Origin of the sequence: Lentzea atacamensis (assembly GCF_003269295.1) — a bacterium.
In the GTDB taxonomy this organism is placed as follows: Bacteria; Actinomycetota; Actinomycetes; order Mycobacteriales; family Pseudonocardiaceae; genus Lentzea; species Lentzea atacamensis.
In genome coordinates, this window is the sequence record NZ_QLTT01000004.1 from 18,591 (window position 1) to 39,783 (window position 21,193).

At 68.8% G+C, this 21,193-nt stretch carries 19 protein-coding genes; 16 read left to right on the forward strand and 3 right to left on the reverse strand.

Going from position 1 to position 21,193, the window contains the following annotated elements; genetic code table 11:
* Window positions 1-24: 24 nt before the first annotated feature.
* The 6 genes from C8D87_RS18980 (at window position 25) to C8D87_RS19005 (ending at window position 4,197) form a co-directional block, all read left to right on the forward strand.
* A complete protein-coding gene (locus tag C8D87_RS18980; RefSeq protein WP_109637142.1) occupies window positions 25-354 on the forward strand; it encodes an ArsR/SmtB family transcription factor in 330 nt (109 codons plus the stop codon).
* Between the two features lie 101 nt (window positions 355-455).
* Window positions 456-1,379: a ParA family protein gene (locus C8D87_RS18985; protein ID WP_109637143.1), complete on the forward strand. Its 924-nt coding sequence runs from the start codon at window positions 456-458 to the stop codon at window positions 1,377-1,379.
* Window positions 1,376-1,699: a hypothetical protein gene (locus C8D87_RS18990; protein ID WP_112227765.1), complete on the forward strand. Its 324-nt coding sequence runs from the start codon at window positions 1,376-1,378 to the stop codon at window positions 1,697-1,699. The genes C8D87_RS18985 and C8D87_RS18990 overlap by 4 nt, the downstream gene beginning before the upstream one ends.
* The gene (locus C8D87_RS18995; RefSeq protein ID WP_112227766.1) at window positions 1,696-2,517 is read left to right on the forward strand and encodes a segregation and condensation protein A; all 822 of its coding nucleotides are present in this window, start codon (window positions 1,696-1,698) and stop codon (window positions 2,515-2,517) included. Before C8D87_RS18990 ends, C8D87_RS18995 begins: the two co-directional genes overlap by 4 nt.
* Window positions 2,514-3,470, forward strand: a complete 957-nt coding sequence (gene scpB, locus C8D87_RS19000) for an SMC-Scp complex subunit ScpB (protein WP_233442196.1) — start codon at window positions 2,514-2,516, stop codon at window positions 3,468-3,470. Before C8D87_RS18995 ends, scpB begins: the two co-directional genes overlap by 4 nt.
* Entirely contained in the window at window positions 3,463-4,197 is a 735-nt protein-coding gene (locus C8D87_RS19005; RefSeq protein WP_109637147.1) for a pseudouridine synthase, read from the forward strand. The genes scpB and C8D87_RS19005 overlap by 8 nt, the downstream gene beginning before the upstream one ends.
* 40 nt (window positions 4,198-4,237) lie before the next feature.
* On the opposite strand, the gene C8D87_RS45175 is transcribed toward C8D87_RS19005, so the two are convergent.
* Window positions 4,238-4,471, reverse strand: coding sequence for a hypothetical protein (locus C8D87_RS45175; protein WP_146771773.1), 234 nt, complete (start codon window positions 4,469-4,471; stop codon window positions 4,238-4,240).
* Window positions 4,472-4,863: 392 nt separating this feature from the next.
* On the opposite strand from C8D87_RS45175, the gene C8D87_RS19015 reads away from it, so the two are divergent.
* The 7 genes from C8D87_RS19015 (at window position 4,864) to C8D87_RS19045 (ending at window position 13,760) form a co-directional block, all read left to right on the forward strand.
* Window positions 4,864-5,241 (forward strand): hypothetical protein, encoded by a 378-nt coding sequence (locus C8D87_RS19015; RefSeq protein ID WP_112227768.1) that lies wholly within the window; start codon window positions 4,864-4,866, stop codon window positions 5,239-5,241.
* 157 nt (window positions 5,242-5,398) lie between these two features.
* A complete protein-coding gene (locus tag C8D87_RS19020; protein ID WP_112227769.1) occupies window positions 5,399-8,116 on the forward strand; it encodes an nSTAND1 domain-containing NTPase in 2,718 nt (905 codons plus the stop codon).
* Between the two features lie 114 nt (window positions 8,117-8,230).
* Window positions 8,231-10,960 carry an nSTAND1 domain-containing NTPase gene (locus tag C8D87_RS19025; RefSeq protein ID WP_112227770.1) on the forward strand — a complete coding sequence of 910 codons (2,730 nt, stop codon included), beginning with the start codon at window positions 8,231-8,233 and terminating at the stop codon, window positions 10,958-10,960.
* An 81-nt stretch (window positions 10,961-11,041) separates the two neighbouring features.
* Entirely contained in the window at window positions 11,042-11,785 is a 744-nt protein-coding gene (locus tag C8D87_RS19030) for an ABC transporter permease (protein ID WP_109637152.1), read from the forward strand.
* Window positions 11,782-12,549, forward strand: coding sequence for an ABC transporter permease (locus tag C8D87_RS19035; RefSeq protein WP_407656930.1), 768 nt, complete (start codon window positions 11,782-11,784; stop codon window positions 12,547-12,549). The genes C8D87_RS19030 and C8D87_RS19035 overlap by 4 nt, the downstream gene beginning before the upstream one ends.
* Window positions 12,533-13,333, forward strand: coding sequence for an ABC transporter ATP-binding protein (locus tag C8D87_RS19040; RefSeq protein ID WP_109637154.1), 801 nt, complete (start codon window positions 12,533-12,535; stop codon window positions 13,331-13,333). Before C8D87_RS19035 ends, C8D87_RS19040 begins: the two co-directional genes overlap by 17 nt.
* Window positions 13,334-13,346: 13 nt before the next feature.
* Window positions 13,347-13,760, forward strand: a complete 414-nt coding sequence (locus tag C8D87_RS19045) for a DUF5956 family protein (protein ID WP_112227771.1) — start codon at window positions 13,347-13,349, stop codon at window positions 13,758-13,760.
* Between the two features lie 582 nt (window positions 13,761-14,342).
* Here the strand turns inward: C8D87_RS19045 and C8D87_RS19050 are convergent.
* Together C8D87_RS19050 and C8D87_RS19055 are read right to left on the reverse strand one after the other, a co-directional pair.
* Window positions 14,343-15,230 (reverse strand): IniB N-terminal domain-containing protein, encoded by an 888-nt coding sequence (locus C8D87_RS19050; protein WP_112227772.1) that lies wholly within the window; start codon window positions 15,228-15,230, stop codon window positions 14,343-14,345.
* A gap of 173 nt (window positions 15,231-15,403) precedes the next feature.
* Window positions 15,404-16,654 carry a 4-hydroxybenzoate 3-monooxygenase gene (locus C8D87_RS19055; RefSeq protein WP_233442197.1) on the reverse strand — a complete coding sequence of 417 codons (1,251 nt, stop codon included), beginning with the start codon at window positions 16,652-16,654 and terminating at the stop codon, window positions 15,404-15,406.
* A gap of 95 nt (window positions 16,655-16,749) precedes the next feature.
* On the opposite strand from C8D87_RS19055, the gene C8D87_RS19060 reads away from it, so the two are divergent.
* From C8D87_RS19060 to C8D87_RS19070, 3 genes are all read left to right on the forward strand, one after another.
* Complete coding sequence (locus C8D87_RS19060; protein WP_109637158.1) at window positions 16,750-17,760, forward strand: ABC transporter substrate-binding protein; 1,011 nt, start codon at window positions 16,750-16,752, stop codon at window positions 17,758-17,760.
* Between the two features lie 221 nt (window positions 17,761-17,981).
* Window positions 17,982-20,762 (forward strand): nitrate- and nitrite sensing domain-containing protein, encoded by a 2,781-nt coding sequence (locus tag C8D87_RS19065; RefSeq protein ID WP_233442198.1) that lies wholly within the window; start codon window positions 17,982-17,984, stop codon window positions 20,760-20,762.
* Window positions 20,759-21,181, forward strand: a complete 423-nt coding sequence (locus tag C8D87_RS19070) for a roadblock/LC7 domain-containing protein (RefSeq protein ID WP_030468876.1) — start codon at window positions 20,759-20,761, stop codon at window positions 21,179-21,181. Before C8D87_RS19065 ends, C8D87_RS19070 begins: the two co-directional genes overlap by 4 nt.
* The last annotated feature ends 12 nt before the right edge of the window (window positions 21,182-21,193 follow it).

Consider the following 21,193-nt stretch of genomic DNA (forward strand, 5'->3'; position numbering starts at 1 on the left):
GGCTTCCACGGGTACGGTGGTCAGGTGCCGAACTTGGACGAGCCGTCCCCACAGGCCATTGATCTAGCCGCCGTGCTGCACGCGTTGAGCGACCCGACCAGGCTCGCGGTCGTTCGCCAGATCCAGTCGAGCGGGGAGAGGCTGTGCGGGGCCTTCGAGGTTGACGTGGCGAAGTCGACCCTCTCCCAGCACCTGCGCGTGCTGCGAGAAGCAGGCATCACCCGAACACGCTGCCGCGGCAACCAGCGCTGGGTGTCGCTGCGCCGTGATGACCTGGATCTTCTGTTCCCCGGGCTCCTGGACGTGGTGCTTTCCGCCGCTGACCGCCGCACACGAACGGATGTGCCCGCCTAACTCAGTCTTGACAAACACCGGCGAGGCGCGTTGCCGCTCGCACGGGTGCGGCCTAGGCTGCGCCCGGAGAGACGACTACGACCAGTGAGGGAACGCCAGCCATGTCGACACCGGAGCACGCTTTCGCGCCCCGTGCCGATCTGAGCCTGGCTCCGCACGCCGCGCCGGTGGACGACGTTGCCACGGAGCAGGTCGACGGCATCGGCCCGGCGGGCCGCCCACGCCGCCACACCCCCGATCCGCCGCCGCTGCTGCACCACGGCCCGGCGAAGATCCTGGCGGTGTGCAACCAGAAGGGCGGCGTCGGAAAGACGACGTCGACCATCAACCTGGGCGCGGCGCTGGCCGAGTACGGCAGACGGGTGCTGCTGGTCGACTTCGACCCGCAGGGCGCGCTGTCGGTGGGCCTGGGCGTGCACCCCCACCAGCTGGAAACCACGATCTACAACGTGATCATGGAAGGCGACACCGCCGTAGGCGACGTCATCCGCAAGACCATGGTCGACGACATGGACCTGCTGCCGAGCAACATCGACCTGTCCGCGGCCGAGATCCAGCTCGTGTCCGAGGTGGGCCGCGAACACACGCTCGTGCGCACCCTTCGTCCCGTCATCGACCACTACGACTACGTGCTGGTCGACTGCCAGCCCTCGCTCGGCCTGCTCACGGTGAACGCCCTCGCGGCCGCGGACGGTGTGCTGATCCCGCTGGAGTGCGAGTTCTTCTCGCTGCGCGGGGTGGCGCTGCTCATCGACACCATCGAGAAGGTCAAGGAACGGTTGAACCCCAAGCTCAACATCACCGGCATCCTCGCCACGATGTACGACCCGCGCACGCTGCACTCGCGCGAGGTCATGGCCCGCGTCGTGGAGGCGTTCGGCGACATCGTGTTCGACGCGGTCATCAACCGCACCGTGCGCTTCCCGGAGACCACCGTGGCCGGTGAGCCGATCACGCGCTGGGCACCGCGGTCCTCCGGCGCCAACGCCTACCGCGCCCTGGCCCGCGAGGTGATCGCCCGGTGAACCGTCGCCCTTCACTGCCGGGGGCGGCCGAGCTCTTCCGGCTGACCGCTGCGCCCGCGTCCCCTCCTCCCGCTCCGGAAGAGGTCGCCCCGCAGCAACGCCGCGGCTCCGGCCGGACGAAGCACACCACGAAGATCACGGTGTACGTGTCCGACGAGGAGCTGCTGGCCCTGGAGCAGGCGCGGCTCTCGTTGCGCGCCTCGCACGGCCTGGGCGTCGACCGCGGCCGGGTGGTGCGTGAGGCGATCGCCATCGTGCTGGACGACCTCGAAACGCACGGAGACGCGTCGTTGCTGGTACGCAGGTTGCGCGAGCAGTGACAGAGGAAGCTCCTGTTGCTGATGACGGCAAGTTCAAGGTCCGGCTGACGAACTTCGAGGGCCCGTTCGACCTGCTGCTCCAGCTCATCTCCCAGCACACGCTCGACGTGACCGAGGTGGCGTTGCACCAGGTCACCGACGACTTCATCGCGCACATCCGCGCCATGGGGGACTCGTGGGACCTCGACGAGACCACCGAGTTCCTGGTCATCGCGGCGACACTGCTGGACCTGAAGGCCGCCCGGCTCCTGCCCGCCGGCGACGTCGAGGACGAGGACGACCTGGCGCTGCTGGAGGCGCGGGACCTCCTGTTCGCGCGGTTGCTGCAGTACCGGGCCTACAAGCAGGTCGCAGCCCTGTTCGCCGAGCTGGAGCAGGGCGCCTATCGCCGTTATCCGCGGTCGGTGTCGCTGGAGCCGCGGTTCGAGGGTCTGCTGCCCGAGGTGATGCTCGGCGTGACGCCCGAGAAGTTCGCCCTGATCGCGGCTGCCGCCTTCCGCCCGAAGCAGAAGCGCACCCTGTCGGTGGCCCACATCCACCAGCACCGGGTGTCGATCCGCGAGACCGCGGACACGCTGCGCGCGTTGCTGATCGAGAAGGGCACGGCGTCGTTCGCGGAGATCGTCGCCGACTGCACCGAGACGATGGAGATCGTGGCGCGGTTCCTGGCGCTGCTGGAGCTGTACCGGGAGAAGTCGCTGGCCTTCGAGCAGGAGGATCCGCTCGGGCCGCTGCAGGTGACGTGGGTCGGTGGGACGTTGGAGGAAGCGCAGGCGCAGGTGCACGCCGGCGATGAGGACGAGGACTACGGCGGATGAGCGAGCCAGTGGTGGGGCCGGACGCGGCGGAGATCGAGAACCCCGGGGCGGCGTTCGACGCGGACGGCCGGGTGGACGATGCCGCTGTGGTGCCGGAGGCTGCCGAGCCTGAGCCTGAGCCCGAGGTCGCGGGGGTCCCCCCGGTTTCCGGTTCATCGGGCGGCACCGACGAAATCGGCACGTCAGAGGCCGAGGCTGTGGACAACTCCGGTACCGGGCCTGAGCCTGCCGCGGACCCCGAGGCTGAGCCTGCCGCGGACCCCGAGCCCGCGCCCGCCCCCGAGCCCGAACCTGGACCGGAATCCGACTCCGAGCCTGAGCCCGAAGCCGACCCCGACGCCGCCACCCTCGAAGCCCAGCTCCTCGCCGCCGCCCCCGAGGAGGCCATCGAGGACAGCGGCCTCCCCGACCTCACCGACGAGCGGGAACTGGACGCCGCACTGGAGTCCGTCCTCCTCGTGGTCGACAGCCCGATCGCGGAAGACCAGCTCAGCAGTGCCCTTGAGCAGCCGGTTAAGCGAATCAAGGAGGCACTCCGTAGACTCTCCAGCCGGTACACCGAGTCCGGCAGTGGCATCGACCTGCGCAGGGCGGGAGACGGCTGGCGGTTCTACACGCGAGACCGGTACGCCCCGTTCGTGGAGAAGCTGCTGCTCGACGGCCAGCGCGCGAAACTCACCCGCGCGGCCCTGGAGACGCTCGCGGTGATCGCCTACCGGCAGCCCGTCACGAGGGCTCGGGTCGCGGCGGTGCGTGGCGTCAACGTGGACGGTGTGATCCGCACCCTGGTCGCGCGGGGGCTCATCGAGGAGACGGGCACCGACAGCGACACGGGTGGGATCCTGTACCGCACGACCGAACTGTTCCTGGAGCGGTTGGGGCTGTCGTCGTTGCACGACCTGCCGCCAATCGCGCCGCTGCTGCCCGAAGTGGATGCGATCGACGATGTCTGAGAACGAGGGCGTGCGCCTGCAGAAGGTGCTCGCACAGGCGGGGATCGCCTCCCGCCGTGCTTCGGAGGAGCTGATCGACCAGGGCCGCGTCCAGGTCGACGGCAAGGTTGTGCGCGAGCAGGGGCGCCGGATCGACCCCGAGACGGCCGTGGTGCACGTCGACGGCGTGCGGGTGCAGATCCGCGAGGACGTCGTCACCATCGCGCTGAACAAGCCGTTCGGCATGCTCTCCACGATGGAGGACGACCTGGGCCGGCCGTGTGTGGGCGACCTGGTGCGCAACCGCAAGGAGCGCCTGTTCCACGTCGGCCGCCTCGACGCCGAGACCGAGGGCCTGCTGCTGCTCACCAACGACGGCGAGCTCGCGCACCGGCTCATGCACCCGAGCTACAACGTCATGAAGACCTACCTCGCCGAGGTCCCCGGCCCGGTGGAGAAGGGCCTCGGCAAGAAGCTCAAGGCCGGCATCGAGCTGGAGGACGGGCCGATCAAGGTCGACTCCTTCAAGCTCATCAGCGCCGTGCCGGGCAAGGCCCTGGTCGAGGTCGTCCTGCACGAGGGCCGCAAGCACATCGTGCGCCGGCTGCTCGAGCACGTCGGCTACCCGGTGCAGTCGCTGGTGCGCGTCGCGATCGGTGACGTGTCGCTCGGCAACCAGCGCCCAGGCTCGATGCGCGTCCTCAACCGCCAGGAAGTCGGCGGTCTCTACAAGCTCGTCGGTCTCTGAGAGACGTGTCCCTCCGGCCCGCCGGAGGGACACGCACTCGTCACTGCTCGTAGGACAGCCCGAGATCGCCCGCGTGCACGAACACCTCCGCACGAGAGTCCCAGAGCCGGCCGCGATACCAGCCCGCACCGGCCCACGCGTCGATGAAGATCTTCGTCCCCGCCGGTACGTACCGCGGCGGCTCGTCCGTTCGTCTCACGTAGATGCCGCGATCGACCTCGCACACCATCCGCGCGGGTATCTCGGTCGCCGCCCCACCTGCCTCATTGATCATCAACGGTTCCCCCTCGTGCTCGTTCCGGCCGCTGACCGGCTGAGGCGAGGCTAGGGAGATCGCGTTGTCCACGGCCGTCGGCTCACGCTGAAGAACCAGACGTGGTGACCGTGACGTGGTGATCAAGGTCTGGCGGTACGCGGGCTCCGGCCAACTGCGCGAGATCGCCACCCTCTCCGGCGAGTTCCCCTGGGCCCTCAGGATGTCGCCGGACGGCCGCATTCTGGCCGTGTCCCGGTTGAATGCCGGGCCCGTCGAGATCCGGCGGCTCGACGGTGACACGGTCAACCGGGTGTACGTGAACGTGACGCAGGGGTCCTGGGAACCCTTCCAGTTCAGCGCGGACGGGAGGTTTCTCCTGATGGTCAACTCGGTGGAGGCAAGGTGCGGGTGTGGGACTCGCCGACCCCTCGAATCCGGTGGTGTGGGCCGGCATCGCCACCCTGCCCCGCGCCGAACCCATGGTCGAGTTCGCCCCGGGCGGTCGCCGGGTGCTCGTCGGCACGGAGCGTGCCGTGCACGTCTGGGACCTGGCGCAGCGCGGCAAGCCCGTGCGGGTCGCCGCGTTCGAGAACTTCCCCGACAACGTGACCGCGGTTGATCACTGGTCGCCGCCGTACGGGTTCATCGCGCTGACGAAGGGATGCATCTGGCTGCTGCGCACGGACGTCGACCAGGTGATCGAAGATCTGTGCCTCGGCGGTGCGGCACTGTCCGACCAGGAGTGGGCGAGATACCTGCCGGACGTCGAGCGCGTGCCCGTCTGCTGAACCGTGGGTGGCACCGGGGGGCGGCCACCCACGGCCACACCGGCGCCGGTTCGGGGCGCGAGCACCGGGCTTCTTCCCCGGCGTTCCACGTTAGGGCGAACGGGTTGTTCACGGTCAGCCGTTGGCCGCTGAACAAAGTTCTCTGAACAATGACGGGATGCCGAGACGGGAACGCCCTCTCGAGGAGGGCGAGAGCGGTCTCCTGCGGTTCGCCGCCGATCTGCGCCGGCTGCGGGAGCGTGCGGGCAGCCCGACCTACCGGGAGCTGAGCCGGCGTGCGCACTACTCGGCCGCCGCGTTGTCGGAGGCGGCGGGCGGGCGGAAGCTGCCGTCGCTCGCCGTGACGAAGGCCTACGCCAAGGCCTGTGACGCCGACCCGGAGGAGTGGGCGCGGCGGTGGCGTGCCGTGGCCGAGACGGAGGCGCGGGCGGCAGAGGACAGCCCGTACGTCGGGCTGGCGATGTTCCAGCCGGACGACGCGCCGAAGTTCTTCGGGCGTGAGCGGTTGACGGCTGAGCTGCTGATCACGAGGCACCGCTTCACCGGGGTGTTCGGGCCGTCCGGGGTGGGGAAGTCCTCGTTGCTGCGGGCAGGTCTCATCGCCCGCACGGGCGAGCCCGTCCTGTTGTTCACGCCCGGCGCGAACCCCGTGGAGGAGTGCGCGGTCGCGCTCGCCCGGCTCACGGGTGCGGATGCGGTCGAGCTCGCGGAGGAGCTGAAAGACCCGGAGGTGCTTCGCCGCAAGCACGGGCACCTCGTGGTCGTGGACCAGTTCGAGGAGCTGTTCACGTTGTGCCGCGACGAAGAGCTTCGCGTGTGGCTCATCGCGGCACTGACGAGATGTACGAAGGTCGTCATCGGCGTGCGCGCCGACTACTACGGCCATTGCACGCAATATCCGGAACTCGTCGAGGTGCTGCGCGGCAGTCAGGTCATGGTCGGCGCGATGACGCCCGACGAGCTGCGCCTCGCCATCACCGAACCCGCCGCGGTGGCGGGGGCCAAGGTCGAGACGGCGTTGCTGGCGCGGCTGATGGCGGACGCGGTGGGGCAGGCCGCCGTGTTGCCGCTGCTGTCCCACGCGCTGGCGGAGACCTGGCAGCACCGTCGCGGCATGACGTTGACGCTCGCCGGTTACGAGGAGGTCGGCGGCCTCGAACACGCCGTCGCCCGTACCGCGCAGGAGGTTTTCGACGGCTTCACCACCGGGCAACAGCAGCAGGCCAAACGGATCCTCCTGCGGCTCGTGACCGCGGAGGACACGAAACGCCGTGCGCACAAGGACGAGCTCGAAGCCGACGAGGACGTGCTGTGCGCGTTGGCGGCGGCCCGGCTCGTCGTGATCGACCGCGACGGTGTCGAACTGGCGCACGAGGCGCTGATCCGCGGCTGGCCCGCGTTCGCCCGGTGGATCGAAGAGGACCGCGAGAACATCAAGGCACAGCGCGAACTCACGCACGCCGCGCAGACCTGGGAGTCCCTCGACCGCGACCCCGGCGCGTTGTACCGCGGCCGCCGGCTGGCCACCGTCCCGTCCGGACTTTCCTTGAACTCCAGGGAACGCGCGTTCCTCGCCGCGAGCCTGGCCGCCGAGCACGAGATCTCGGTGAGCGCGCGAAGACGCACCCGCCGCCAACGTCAGCTGCTCGTCGCGCTGGCCGCTCTGGTCGTCGTCGCCGCCAGCTCGACGATCTTCGCCTTGCAGGCCGCCAGAACCGCCGACGAGCAACGCACCGCCGCCGCAGTGTTGAGGGCCGTCGGCGACGCTGCAGTACTGCGTTCCACCAACCCCGCGCTGGCCCAGCAGGTCGCCCTCGCGGCCTACCAGATGGTGCCGTTGCCCCAGGCGCGCAACGGTTTGCGGCAGGAGGACGTCCCCTCGCAGGTGCTGCGCGACGCCGAGTCCGAAGTGTCCGCACTGGTCGTCGGCCCGACCCGGCAACAGGTGGCGACCGGCCACCGCGACGGCGCGGTGGTGCTGACGGACCTCGACGACCTGCCGTCCCCGCGCACTTCCCACGAAGCCACGAGGCACGCCGGCGCCGTCACGGCCCTCGCGATGGACTCGGCCGGTGGCCTGGTCGCCTCTGTCGGCGAGGACGGCGCCGTGCACGTGGTCGACGTCTTCCTCGGCAAGCCCCGCCGGCTGACCGTCCTCCCCGCCCGCGCCGCCGCCATCGCCTGGCAGGGCAGCACTCTCGTCACCACCGGCCACGACGGCGTCCTGAGCTTCTGGACCGACCTCCGCCGCGAACGCCCGAGACTGCTCCACACCGTCCAGCTCGGCCTGGGACCGTTGGCGGGCATGGCTTTCCGCGACGACGGCCACGTCCTCGCCGCCGTCACGACCGGCCGCGCCGTCCACCTCGTCGACGTCACCGCTCCGCGTGAGGCCGCGCTTCTCTCCCTGACCGAGAAGTTCGCGGGCAGCGCCCAGTTCGCCGGCCGGAACCTGCTCATGACCACAGCCGCCACCGCCGTCCACCTCTGGGACACCACCGACCCGCGTGATCCCGTGCTGCGTGCCGAGATCCCGTCCGGCGGCGGCGAGGTCACCTCGGCGTGGCTCGGCACGGGCAGCGTCGCGGTGGCCACCGACGACGGTCTGGTGCGGTTGTGGCAGCTGGAGGACCAGGAGGAACCCGTCGAGCAGGCGCTGCTGCGCGGCCACACCGGTCCGGTCGCCGCGGTGGGGCTGACACCGAAGGGCGACGAGGTGGTGACGGGTGGTGCGGACCGGGCGGTGCGGCTGTGGAACGCCGACCCGCGGGACCCGGCCGTCCGGATCTGCGAACAGGCCCATCTGCGGATGAGCCGCGAGGAGTGGCGGCGGTACTTCGGCGACCTGGACTTCGCGCCGCCGTGCCAGGACTGAGCGGCACGTCCGATGACGTGGAACGATCACGAAGCAGGCCTGCGGATGGTCAGCGCTTAGCGGGCCGTTAGACGGCAGGCGAAGCTCTGGTGGACAATCCGGCCGGGAGGCGGCATGCCACGAGGGGAACGACCGCTGGGTCCGGAGGACACCGCGTTGCTGCGGTTCGCCGGTGACCTGCGCAGACTGCGTGACCAAGCAGGCAAACCGAGCTACCGCGAGCTGGCGCGGCGGGCCAACTACTCGCCCACCGCGTTGTCCGACGCGGCGGGTGGGCGGAAGCTGCCGTCCCTCGCGCTGACGCTGGCGTTCGTCCGGGCGTGTGAAGCTGATCCCGCGCCGTGGACCAAGCGGTGGCGTGAGCTCGCAGCCGAGCACGCACTGCCATTGCACCCTAACGCACCGTATCCGGGCACTGAACCGTTCGGCGAGCATGATGCGAAGAGGTACTTCGGCCGCGAGTACCTCGTCGAGCAGGTCGTGGAGTCGGTCAGGGCGCGGCCGCTCACCGTGCTCGTCGGTGCCTCGGGGTCGGGCCGGACCTCGCTGCTGGCCGCCGGCATCAAGCCCGCCCTCGAAGACGCCGTGGTGATCACGCCGAAGGGCAACGCGCTCGAGGGCCTCGCCCACACCCTCGCCGAGATCTTCGAGAACACCACGCCCGAGCAGCTCAGCGCCGAGTTCCGGCAGGACCCCGACCACCTCCGGCTGAGGATTCGCCAGCACCGCCCCGGCCTCACCCTCCTCGTCGACGACTTCGAGCAGGTGCTCGACCAGCAGGACTTCGTCGCCGCTCTCACCCGCTGCCCGCACGTCGTCGTCGCGGTCCGCGCGGACCACCGCGACCGGTGCCACGAGAAGGGCCTGGACGGCAACGAGATCGTCATCGAGCCGATGAGCGCGGACCAGCTGCGCCGCGCGATCACCGAGCCCGCCGCCAAGATCGGCGCCACCGTCGAGACCGCGGTGATCGCGCGACTGGTCGCGGACGCCGCCAACCAGCACGCGCTCCCGCTGGTGCAGCAGGCGCTGACCGAGACCTGGCGGCGCAAGCGCGGCATGACGCTGTCCCAGTCCGGGTTCGAGGAGGCCGGCGGCATCGAACATGTCGTCGCGCGGGCGGCCGACGCGTTCTTCGACAGCCTCAGCGAGGACGGCAGAAGAGCGGCGAGAGGCGTCTTCCTGCGGCTGATCTCGGTGCAGCGCAACGGAATCGTGCAACGCAGGACCCGCAGGCTCGACATCGAGCCGCACCTGCTGGACCTGCTCGCCAAGGCCAGGCTCGTGACGCTGACCGAGGACGGCGCCGAGCTCACCCACGACGCGGTGCTGCGCTGGCCCAGGCTCACCGTGTGGATCGACGAGGAACGCGACAACCTCCGCACGCACGAGCAGCTCGTCACCGCGATCGAGCTGTGGGAGGCGAGCGACCGCGACCCGCTGGCCCTCTACCGGGGAGCGCGGCTGCGCAAGGCCAAGGAGCTCGGCGACTTCCTGACGGTGCACGAGCGCCGGTTCGTCGACATCAGCATCAGGCGCGAGACCCGGCGCTCGACCGCGTTGATCGCGGTGATGGCGGTGCTGGTCGCGCTCGTGCCCGGCACCGTCATCTACGCCCTGGCCAACGAGCGCAAGATCAGCCAGCTGTACGACAGGGAGCTCGGCGGCAAGGCGATCTCCGAGTCCTCGGCGCTGATGGAGCAGCGCCGGCCGTACGCGGACAAGTACGCGCTGGTCGGCTACAAGGTCAACCCGTCGGCCGAGGCGGAGAAGGTGCTGCGGCTCGCCAACGCGGTAACGCGTGGGATCCCGTTCACCGGCACCCCGGCGGACAACGCCGACGTGCTGGTCGCGCCGCGCGGTGAGCTCGCCGCGGTGACCGACGAGGACGGCACGGACCGCATGTGGAGCCTCGACGAGGACAGCGCGGTGCCGGGCAAGAGGTTCTTCGACCGGCACCGGGTCGTCAAGCTCGCCGAACGCCGGGTCGTCACGAAGGACCCCGCCGACCAGGAGCACCTGTGGGCCGTCAACGACGCGAATGACCTCACCTACCTCGCGCCGCTGCCCGACCGGTTCCGGACGCTCGACATCAGCCCGGACGGCTCGCGGATCGTCGGCAAGATCGGCGGCGCGGTCGTCCCAGGACTGCCGACGCCGGACGCGTCCGAGCGTTCGATGCTGCTCGACCTCGGCGACCCCCGCAGACCCCGCGAGCTGCCGATGCCGGTGCGCAACCCCGAGACCGTCGCGCTGAGCCAGGACGGCCGCGAGCTCGCGACCTCCGTGTGGGACCCGGCGTCGGGCAACTCGACGATCGAGTTCTGGCGGATCGGCGGCACCTACGAACCAGCCGCGCCGGCGTTGGTCCAGCCCGTCTACGTCCGCAGTCTCACCTACTCGAGCGACGGTCGCTGGCTCGCCGTCGAGCACTCGCCGGAGTCCATCGTCGAGGTGTGGCAGCGTGTGCCCAGCGGCGCGCCCGTGCTCCGCGCGACGCTCAACAGCGTGATGCGCACGGGGGCCCGTGTCACGTTCTCCGACGACGGCCGCGTGGCCGTGGTCCGCGACAACATCTTCGAGGTGCAGCAGCTCTACACGTCGGGTCGCCAGGCGGACCGGCTCGTGTACGTCTCCGGGCACGGCCAGTCGATGCGCGCCGTGTACCGGTCGCAGTACCAGGACTTCCTCGTGCGCAGCGGGGGCCGGGATCCCGAGCTGCTGCCGTACGACCTCGACAGCGCCCGGATCATCAAGAGGATGTGTGAAAAAGACGGCGCGCGGCTCACGGACTCCGAATGGGTGAAGAGCTTCGGCGAAGTGGAGCGCGTCGAGGTCTGCTGAATCGCGCTGATGTGTGGGAAACAACCCGGAGTTGGGCCGGCACGCATTGTGAACAGGAGATCCACTCTCTAGGGTGACCGAGTGCGTGCGTTCACAAGGGGGCTTCTCGGCATCGCCGGGTTCCTCGTGCTGTGGGAGCTCTTAGGACGCTCTCCTCTCATCCCTGCAGAGGCGCTCCCGCCACCGTCCGTCGTGTTCGGTGAGCTCGTCACGCAACTGACTTCGCCGGACTTCATCAGTCATGTCGTGGCAACGGTCCTGGCACTGCTGATCGCCATCGTGATCGCCGTCGTCATCGCGGTGCCGAGTGGACTCGTGCTCGGCAGCATCCCCGCTGTCCGGCACGCGACGCGCGCGGTCATCGAGTTCCTGCGCCCGATCCCTTCTGTGGCGCTGATTCCGCTCGCGCTCGTGATGCTGGGCTTCGGCCCGGAAACCAAGATCACGCTGGCCGTCTACGCGGCACTGTGGCCCATCCTCTTCAACACCATTTACGCGCTGGACGAACTGGACTCGCTCCTCGTCGACACGGCAAGGGTTTTCGGGACCGGCCGAATCGGAGTGCTGTTCCTGGTCGCCCTGCCCAGCGCGTTGCCGTTCGTCCTCACCGGAATCCGGCTCGCGGCGACGACGGCGCTGGTCGTGATGGTGAGCGTGGAGCTCATGGCCGGCAGCCAGATCGGCATCGGCTACTTCATCATGGAGGCCCGCAGCGGACCGGGCCGGATGGACCAGGTGCTGGTCGGCACCGTGGTCGCGGGCGCGATCGGCGTCCTGCTCAACAACGGCCTCGAGCGCGTCCGCCGGCGATGGGTGGCCTGGTGAGCAAGTTCCTGCAGCGGTGGACCGTTTTCGCCGGGCTGGTTGTCGTGTGGCAACTGCTCGGCTGGTTCGCCGACGACCCGTTCTTCCCGCCGCCGTCGAAGATCCTCACCGCGGCCTACGAGTGGTGGGTCGTCGAACCGTCGAACTTCACCGAGCACATCGTGCCGTCGGTGACGCGGCTGCTGTCGGGCTGGGCGATCGCCTGCGTGATCGGTGTGTCGCTGGGCCTGCTCCTGGGCCGCTCGGAGCGGGCGATGGAGTACGCGGGCCCGTTGCTCGTGTTCCTGCGCTCGATCCCGCCACCCGCGCTGGTGCCGGTGTTCCTGCTGCTGTTCAAGGCGGGCACGTCGATGCAGCTCGCGACGATCGTCTTCGGCGTCGTCTGGCCGGTGCTGCTGAACAGCGTGGACGGTGCCCGCTCCGTTGACGTGACCAAAGTGGACACTTCGGCGGTCTTCCAGATCCCGCGCTGGCAGTGGGTGCTCGGCGTGGTTCTGCCCGCCGCGTCGCCCAAGATCTTCGCCGGGCTGCGGGTCTCGCTGTCGCTTTCTCTCGTGCTGATGGTGATCTCCGAGCTGGTGGGCACGGACAACGGCATCGGCTCGCAGCTCATGCAGGCACAGCGCGAGTTCGACTACACGCGCATGTGGGCCGGCATCGTCCTGCTGGGCGTGCTCGGCTACGGACTCAACACCGCGCTGCTGGCGGTGGAACGCAGAGCGTTGGCCTGGCAACCGAGGAGTCGTGATGAGCAACATGCTTGAGGTGGCCGACCTCGGCCACACGTACGGCGACCACGAGGCCATCGGTGGCCTGTCGTTCACCGTGCGCGCCGGCGAGCTGGTGTGCGTGGTGGGCCCGTCGGGCTGCGGCAAGTCCACCTTGCTGCGCACGATCTCCGGCCTCGTCGCGCCTTCGCGTGGCGACGTGTCCCTGCACGGCTCGCATCTCGCCGTGGTGTTCCAGGACTACTCGCGCTCGTTGTTCCCGTGGCTCACCGTGCAGGGCAACGTGGAGTTCCCGCTGCGGTCTCTGCCGCGCGCGGAACGTCGCAAGCGTGCCGCTGAGGCTCTGGAGTGGGTGGGGTTGGCCGGAGCTGCTCGCAAGCGGCCGTGGCAGCTGTCCGGTGGCATGCAGCAGCGTGTGGCGATCGCGCGCGCTCTCGCCTACCGGCCTGCCTTGTTGTTGATGGACGAGCCGTTCGCCTCTGTGGACGCGCAGACCCGGTTCGAGCTGGAGGACCTGTTGCTTCGCGTGCGCCGTGAGCACGACACGACCGTTCTCGTGGTCACGCACGACATCGACGAGTCGGTGTACCTGGGGGACCGGATCCTGGTGCTGTCCGGGTCTCCCGCGCGGCTGGTGGCGGATCTGGAGGTGCCGTTGCCCGCGGAGCGGAACCAGGTGACGACGCGGACCGACGAGGTGTTCGTGGAGCTGAGGTCGAAGGTGGCGCGGCTGCTCAACGTCGGCAAGCCGGCGGCGATGGACGTGGAGAAGTGGGCAGCGGCCGAGCGCGAGTCGCTGAGCGAGACGGTCTCGTCCTGACACACTTCCCGGCGTGACGGACTGGAGCCTCTTCCTCGTCGTCGACGCGGAGCCTGTCGAGGTGTCCGGCGGGGGCAGGGGCAGAGTCGTGCTCCTGGAAGGCCGCCGGCTGCTCGCGTTGCCGGACAACGGCTATGAGTTGCTCCTGGCGTGGGTCGCCGGTCCGCGCCGAGTGGTGCGCACGCCCGCACCGATGCACCCTGACCAGGACATCATTGACACGTTCGTCAACTCTTACCTCGTCGAGGCCGGTGCTGTGCCGCGGCCGCGCGGGTTCGCCTGGTACCTGGACCTGCCGGTCGGAGTCACGCCGTCCCACGTGTGGCACGTGGTCGACGCGGGCCGTGCGCACGGATCCCCGGTGGACCTGCACCGTGTCCGGGAGGCGATGGAGCGAGGGGTGGCTGTGCTCTACGACGCGGCCTGACAGCAGAACTGCGCCAAGCACAGACAGCTAGATCCTGGGGGTTCGGATTCTGAACGGTTGAGTCGGGTTTCGGGGCGCCGTCGGCCCGGTCGCTGTGGATCTTTATGAGGGGAGCTTTCCTAAACCTGAGGTTGAAGAAAGCTCCCCTCATCAACAGCCGGGGTTCGGTGCTCGGCGGTCCGAGGCGAAGCCTCACTGGTGGCGTGACCCGGAACGTCGGCTGGGTAATTCACGCTCAGCGGGGCACCTCGCGGCATCGCCCCCGCGCCCCCATACATCCAGTATGAGTCCAGTATGAGGACGCGGGGGCGGCACCACGATGCACCCGTCTGACCGCGAATTCGCCCGGCAACATTCCGGGCCACGCCACTCGGCCCCGGACCTGCCGAGGTCCGGGGCCCAGCTGTGTCGCACGGCGACAGGGCTTGCGGTGGCCCGCCAGCCGACGAGAAGCCGTCACCGTGCGAAGAGGAGGTGTGTGCGTACAACCGGGGAAGGCGGGCACCCGCGCCTCGGGGGCAGAGTCGCAGAGCGCCCGCCTGCCGTTCCCCGTGAACCGCTCGAAGAGCAGTGGCAGAACGATCAGAAGTGGATGTCCACGTCGTTGTGGTTGCCGACGCCGCCGTCGAGGAGGTTGAGGTCGCCCAGCTTGACGTCACCGATGACCTGGCCGAGGTCGTGGTGCACGTCGCCGACCTGCGCGACGTTCTGCACGACGTTGTCGGTCACGTTCGCGACGTCCTTGACGTCCACGACGTCCTTGACCAGCACGTCGGAGTCGATGACGTCCTTCACGAGGACGTGGGCGTCGAGGTCCTTGACCAGCACGTCGGTGACACCGTTCGCGCCCGCCACGTCGACCGCCTGGCCGACCACGGACTCGACGTTGACGTGGGAGGCGACGTCGGTGACGGTGGAGACGGCCTCGGGCGCCTGCGGGACGGCGGGAACGGTCGAGACGACCGAGTCGAGGGTGCCCGACACGTCGCCCAGGCCGGAGAAGTCGCCGAGGCCGGAGACGTCCGAGACGAGCGCGGTGATGGCGGACGGCGTGGCGACGTCGGCGACGCCGGTGACACCCTCCACGTTGCCCGCGATCTGCAGCAGGCTGTCGACGGCCGGCAGCTCGCCGCCGAGGATGTCGTCGATGCCCTCGACGTTCGGCACGGATGCGGCGTCGAGCACCAGCGGCAGGATGTCGTGGACGTCGCCCGCGGTGATGTCGCTCAGGCCGGCGGCCTCGAGGCAGCCCAGCGGGTCCTGCTGGAACGCCTCACGGGCGTCGAGGTCGGTCAGGAGGCCGAGAGTGAAGTCGTGCAGGGTGGTCGGCTCGGCCTGCACCGTGGTGCCGCCGGTCTCCACCGTGGCGCCACCGGTCTCCACCGTGGTGTTGCCCGTCTCCACCGTGGTCGGGGTGGACTCCACCGTGGTCGGGGCGGTCTGCACCGGGGTCGTCTCGGTCTGCTGCATGGGACTCAAGCTCCTGTAGCTGAATCGGGGGATGTCGTGTTGCACCATATGGATGATCGACATCCCCCGGCATCGGGAGTTGGCCCCAGATCGTGACGAAAGCAGGCCCCTAGGGGGTTGGTCTCACCCGTTAGGGGAGCCCGGGAGTCACCCCACAGGGGGAGATTGTGCCCTCAGGGGCCAACGTAGTTCTCCGCGAAGCTCGCGCGGTACGCGGGCGACTCGGCCAGGTGCTCCAGCCGTGCCTGCGCCAAGCGTCCGAAGAACGGGGAGCTGACGTCCGTGTGGATCATGTTCACCATCCACTGCGAGAACTCCTGGGCCCGCCAGACGCGGCGCAGGCAGTCGTCGGAGTAGGTCTTGAGACCGGTCTCCGAACCGGTCGCGTAGTACTCCGTCAGTGCACGTGAGAGCGTTGCCGCGTCGTTCATCGCGAGGTTCATGCCCTTCGCGCCGACCGGCGTGATGATGTGGGCTGCGTCACCCAGCAGGTACAGCCGGCCGTACGACATCGGTTCGACCACGTGGCTGCGCATGTCGAGGATTCGCTTTTCAACGATCTTTCCCTCGGTCAGCGACCAAGTCGAACCGTGGAGTGCGAACCGCTTGTGCAAGGCCTCCCACACCTGCTCGTCGGACCAATCCGAAGCTTTTGTTCCGACGGGCACCTGGAGGTAGAAGCGAGAAATGGTCGGCGACCGCAACATGTGTCCGGCAAAACCGTCCTCGTGCAGCGCGTAAATGATGGCTTTAGTGGACGGCGGCGCCTCTGCGAGAATTGCGAGCCACTCAATCCCGTGGTGATGCGAGAATTCTGTCAGAACTCCGTCGGGAATCGACGGCCGGCACACGCCGTGGAACCCGTCGCACCCGGCGACGAAGTCACATGAAATTTCTTCACGTCTGCCATCTGCGCTGGTCCAGGCCACGGAAGGGCTGGAACAGGTGAGATCCCGCAACTCCACGTCGCTGACCGAGAACCGGATGTCACCGCCGCCGTCGAGGAATGCCGCGATGAGGTCCTTGACCACTTCCTGCTGGGGGTAGACGTAGTGGTTCTGTCCCTCGTACAGATCGCTGTACGCCACCTGGAACGCCTGTCCGTTCACGCGGAATTCACACGTTCCGTGACGGTCTGCTTCCATCAGCAAACGATCGGCGAGTCCGAACGACTCCAGCATGGTCACGGAGCGGTGTTCAAGCACTCCCGCGCGTGGCCGGGTTTCCACATGAGTGCGACTAGCTCTTTCGAGGACGACGCAGTCGATACCTGACTGCTGGATCAGGTTTGCCAAGGTCAGACCGGCCGGCCCGGCGCCTACGACGGCAACAGCGCGCTTCAACTGGGGTTCTCCTAGCCCTAGGTCTGCTGTGCTTAGATGCTCACCGCAGGTAGTGGACTGGAACCTGCGTGTGTCGGTCAACTGGGGTCTTTTGGAGCAGCATCATTACTCTGAGTGGTTGACCGTCGCGCCTTTCCCCGCAACGACGACACCGCTCCGACAGGAGAGTGCTCCCGATGACTCGAAGAGTCCGCCGTATGGCCGTCCGTGGCGTCGCCCTCGCCACGCTGCTCGCCACAGTGGCGAGCTGTGGACTGCTCGGCGGCAAGGATCCGGCTCCCGCGACCAACGGGAACGGCCAGGTCGAAAAGGCCAAGATCACCCTGGGGGTCCTGCCGATCCTCGACGTGGCCTCCGTGCACGTGGCGAGCAAGAAGGGCTACTTCGCGGCCGAGGGTCTCGAGGTCGAGCTCAAGACGATCCAGGGTGGTGCTCAGGCGATCCCCGGCCTGATCAACAAAGAGCTGGACATGACGTTCGGCAACTGGGTCTCGTTCTTCGCCGCCCAGTCGAAGGACGCGGCCAAGCAGGTCGACGGGATCAAGCTCATCGCCGATGGCTACCAGGCCAAACCCGACATGTTCCTGATCTTGGCGGCCGGTGACTCGGCCATCAAGAGCCCCAAGGACCTGGCGGGCAAGACCATCGCGATCAACACGTTCAAGAACATCGCGGAACTGACCGCGAAGGCCACGCTGGAAGCGGCGAACGTCGACCCGAAGTCGGTCACGTTCAAGGAGATGCCGTTCCCGGACATGCAGGCCGCGGTCCAGAACAAGACCGTTGACGCGGCGTTCATGGTCGAGCCGTTCATCACCCGCGCCCAGCGTGCCGCCGGTCAGGTCAAGATCCTGGACGCGGCGTCGGGCCCGACCGACAACATTCCGATCGCGGGCTACGCGACCAGTGGCGAGTTCGCCAAGAACAACCCCAAGACCGTCGCCGCGTTCCAGCGCGCGATCGCCAAGGGTCAGGCGGACGCCGCCGACCGTCCCACGGTCGAGCCGCTGCTCGTCGAGTACGCCAAGGTCGACAAGGAAACCGCCGCTCTCGTCCACTTCGGCGCCTTCCCGACCTCGCTCGACGCGACCCGGCTGCAGCGGGTCACACAGCTGATGCAGCGCTACGGGCTGCTGGACAAGGAGCTCGACGTCAAGCCGATGCTCATCCAGCCCTCCGGTAGTTGACGAACAGCGCGGGTGGTTGTGATCGCGCCGTGATCATGGCCACCCGCGCTCATCGTTTCCGCCGGATGAATTATCGCTTAGAGGCCGTTTAGCCGCGCGACCGTCAGTTGTTGATTCTGGAACCAACTGTTTTGTCGTCCGAACGGCGGTATGAGAACCGTGCGTTTTACACCAAGATCCACCAAGTTTGCAGCTATTAAACGGGGCGGGGAGTGTTGACGGTGCGCGGTCGTGAGGACCAGCGAGGCATCGACCGGTTCCGCCTACGCAACTGGCGGTTGCGGAGCAAGCTCGCGGTGGTGTTGCTAGTTCCGGCCCTGAGCACCGCGACTCTCGCGGGCCTTCGCCTGAACGGCCAGCTGGACGACGTCGAGCTCTTCGGCACCGTGCAGCGCGAGCTCGCCGTGAGCCACCAGGCCGCGAAGGTGGAATACGCGCTCCAGGTGGAGCGCGACTGGGCAGTGCAGTGTGTTGCCGCCGGCAGGCAGAACGCGTGTCCTGAGCACGCGGCCCGCACCGGCGCCACCGACACGGAACTGGGCAGGTATCGGGACGCGGGCGCGACGACGACCGTGCTGAGCGAGTCCCTGCAGGAAGCTTTCACGAAGTCGCTGGAGTCGCTGGACGGTCTGGCGAGCTTGCGCGTCACATTGCTGAGCACGAAGTACCCGGACATGGCCGTGATCGGTGCGTACAACCAGATCATCGCCTCGCTCGGCCAGGTGCACCGCGCCGCGATCTCCAGCCTGAGCGAGCCGGCCATCGTTCCGCTCGTCGCCGCCGCGCAGGCGCTCTACCAGGCGCAGGAGCAGATCGGCCAGCAGAACGCGATCCTGACGGCCACCGCGCTGCGCAGGAGTTTCGCGCCAGGTGCCGCGGACGAGCTGCGGGCCGCGCAGTCCCGGCTGGACGCCGCGTTCAACGAGTTCAACGACGTCGCCTCGCCGGCGAACCGGCAGAAGTTCCAGGACGTCGTGTCCGGTGCCGCGGTCGACGGTCGCAACCGGCTGGTGAAGCTCGCGCTGGCGCAGAACGCCGACAACAAGCCGGTGACCATCTCGGACGCCGAGGTGCTCAAGGACGGCGAGGGCACCGCGAACCTCGTGCACGAGGTCGCCGGCGAGATGGAGTCCCAGGCCGACGCCACGACCACGCGCCTGGCCGGCCAGGCGCGCACGGACGCCTGGCGCGACGCCGCACTGGTCGCCGCGTCGCTGATCGTCGCGTTCGGTCTGATGGCGATGGTCGCGCAGTCGATGCTGCGGCCGCTGCGCGTTCTCCGCCGCAGCGCCCTCGACGTCGCCCGCAACCAGCTGCCGGAAGCGATTCGCCGCATTCGTTCGCACCGCGACCCCGAACGCGCCGCGGAAGAGGCGATCGTCCCGGTGCCGCTCAACACGACCGAGGAGGTCGGCCAGGTCGCGCGGGCGTTCGACCTGGTGCAGCGCGAAGCCGTCCGCCTCGCCGTCGAGCAGGTGGCACTGCGCGCGAACGTCAACGACATGTTCATCAACCTGTCGCGGCGCTCGCAGGCGTTGGTGGAACGCCAGATCAGCGTGATCGACCGGCTCGAGCAGGACGAGCAGGACCCCGACCACCTGGCGTCGCTGTTCGAGCTCGACCACCTCGCCACGCAGATGCGCCGCAACAGCGAGAACCTGCTGGTGCTCTCCGGCACGACGGTCAACCGCCGCGTCACCCGACCGGTCGCGATCGCCGAGGTGCTCGGCGCCGCGGTGTCCGAGGTGGAGAAGTACGCGCGCGTCCAGATCGCGCCGACGCCGGACCTGATGGTGCAGGGCCGCGTGGTCAACGACCTCGCGCACCTCATCGCCGAGCTGCTCGACAACGCGACCGCGTTCTCCAAGCCGACCACCAAGGTCACCGTGCGCACGATCGAGACCCGCAGGGGCGAGGTCGCGATCCGCATCCACGACCGCGGCGTCGGCATGCAGGACGCCGACATCATCGAGGCCAACGCGAAGCTCGCCGAGCCGCCGGAGGTCGACGTCTCCGTCGCCCGCGAGATGGGCCTGTACGTGGTCGGCCAGCTCGCCAAGCGCCACGAGATCCGCGTGACGCTCGCGAACAACGACGACATCGAGGGCGGTGTCACCGCCCAGGTGATCCTGCCGATCTCGTTGCTGCACAAGGGACCCGCTCCCGCGCTGCCGCTGCCGGCCGCGGCCGCGGCCGCGCCCGCCGAGACGAGCAACGAGGGTCTCGCCGGTGTGCCGAAGTGGACGCCGGAACACCCGGTCGTGGTGCCTTCCGCCACGGCGGCCGACGAGCCCTCCGGCCGTCACCGCATCGAACAGACGTCCGCCGACGGCCTGTTCACCGCCAGGGTCGAGCCGACCGAGGTGTCCCCTGAGGACGCCTACTCCTACGAGCCGCCGATCGAGCGCCCGGAGGAACCCGCGAAATCCGCGGACCAGGCGACCGAGATCTTCCCGGCCATCTCCGACGACATCGGAGAGATCTCCGCGGACAGTCTGTCGCGGTGGTTCCAGACTCCGGCTGCCGCGCCGCAGCGGCAGGCCGTTGATTCCACAAAGGACGTTCCGGCAGCGGAGCCGGACACCGAGTCCGAACCTTCCACGGTGAACGGTCTGCCCAAGCGGCAGCGTTCAGCGGAACCCGCGAAGCCCGAGGCACCAACGGCGGTGCCGCGCGCGGTCGCCGACTTCGCCGAGTCCGACTGGGGATCGGCCGACGAGGGCTGGCGTGCCGCCGGTGCGCTGGAGTCCGGCGTGCCCGCGCTGACGACGGAGAACGGCCTGCCCAAGCGCGTCCCGAAGGCGCGCCTGGTGCCGGGCTCCACTCCCAAACCGTCGTCACCGGTTCCGCAGCTGGCGGCCGCCGGGACGGGAGGCCGTTCCGCGGAACGGCTCCGTCAGCGGTTCGCCACGTACCAGAAGGGTGTCCAGCTCGGCCGTGAGTCGCTCTTCGACTCGGCCGTCGGCGGCATCCCCGTGATCGCAGAAAGGGAACACCAGTGACCACCGCGACTGAGGAACTGGACAACTTCAGCTGGCTGGTCGAGGACTTCGTCAGCAGGGTCGCCGGTGTCGCGCACGCGATCGTCGTCTCGGCGGACGGTCTGTTGCTCGCCTCGTCGGACCGCCTTCCGCACGACCGCGCCGAACAGCTGGCCGCAGTGTCCTCCGGCCTCGTTTCGCTGAACCTCGGCGCGGCGCGTTGTTTCGAGGCGGGTGAGGTGAAACAGACTGTCGTCGAGATGGAACGGGGCTATCTTTTCCTGATGTCCATCAGCGACGGGTCCTGCCTCGCCGTGCTCGCCGCGCCCAACTGCGACATCGGGCTCATCGGTTACGCGATGACCCGGCTGGTGGAGCGGGTCGGTCTCCAGCTCACCCCGGAGATCCGTGCCCAGCTGCACGTTTCCATGCGAGCCTGAGTAGAGAGAAGT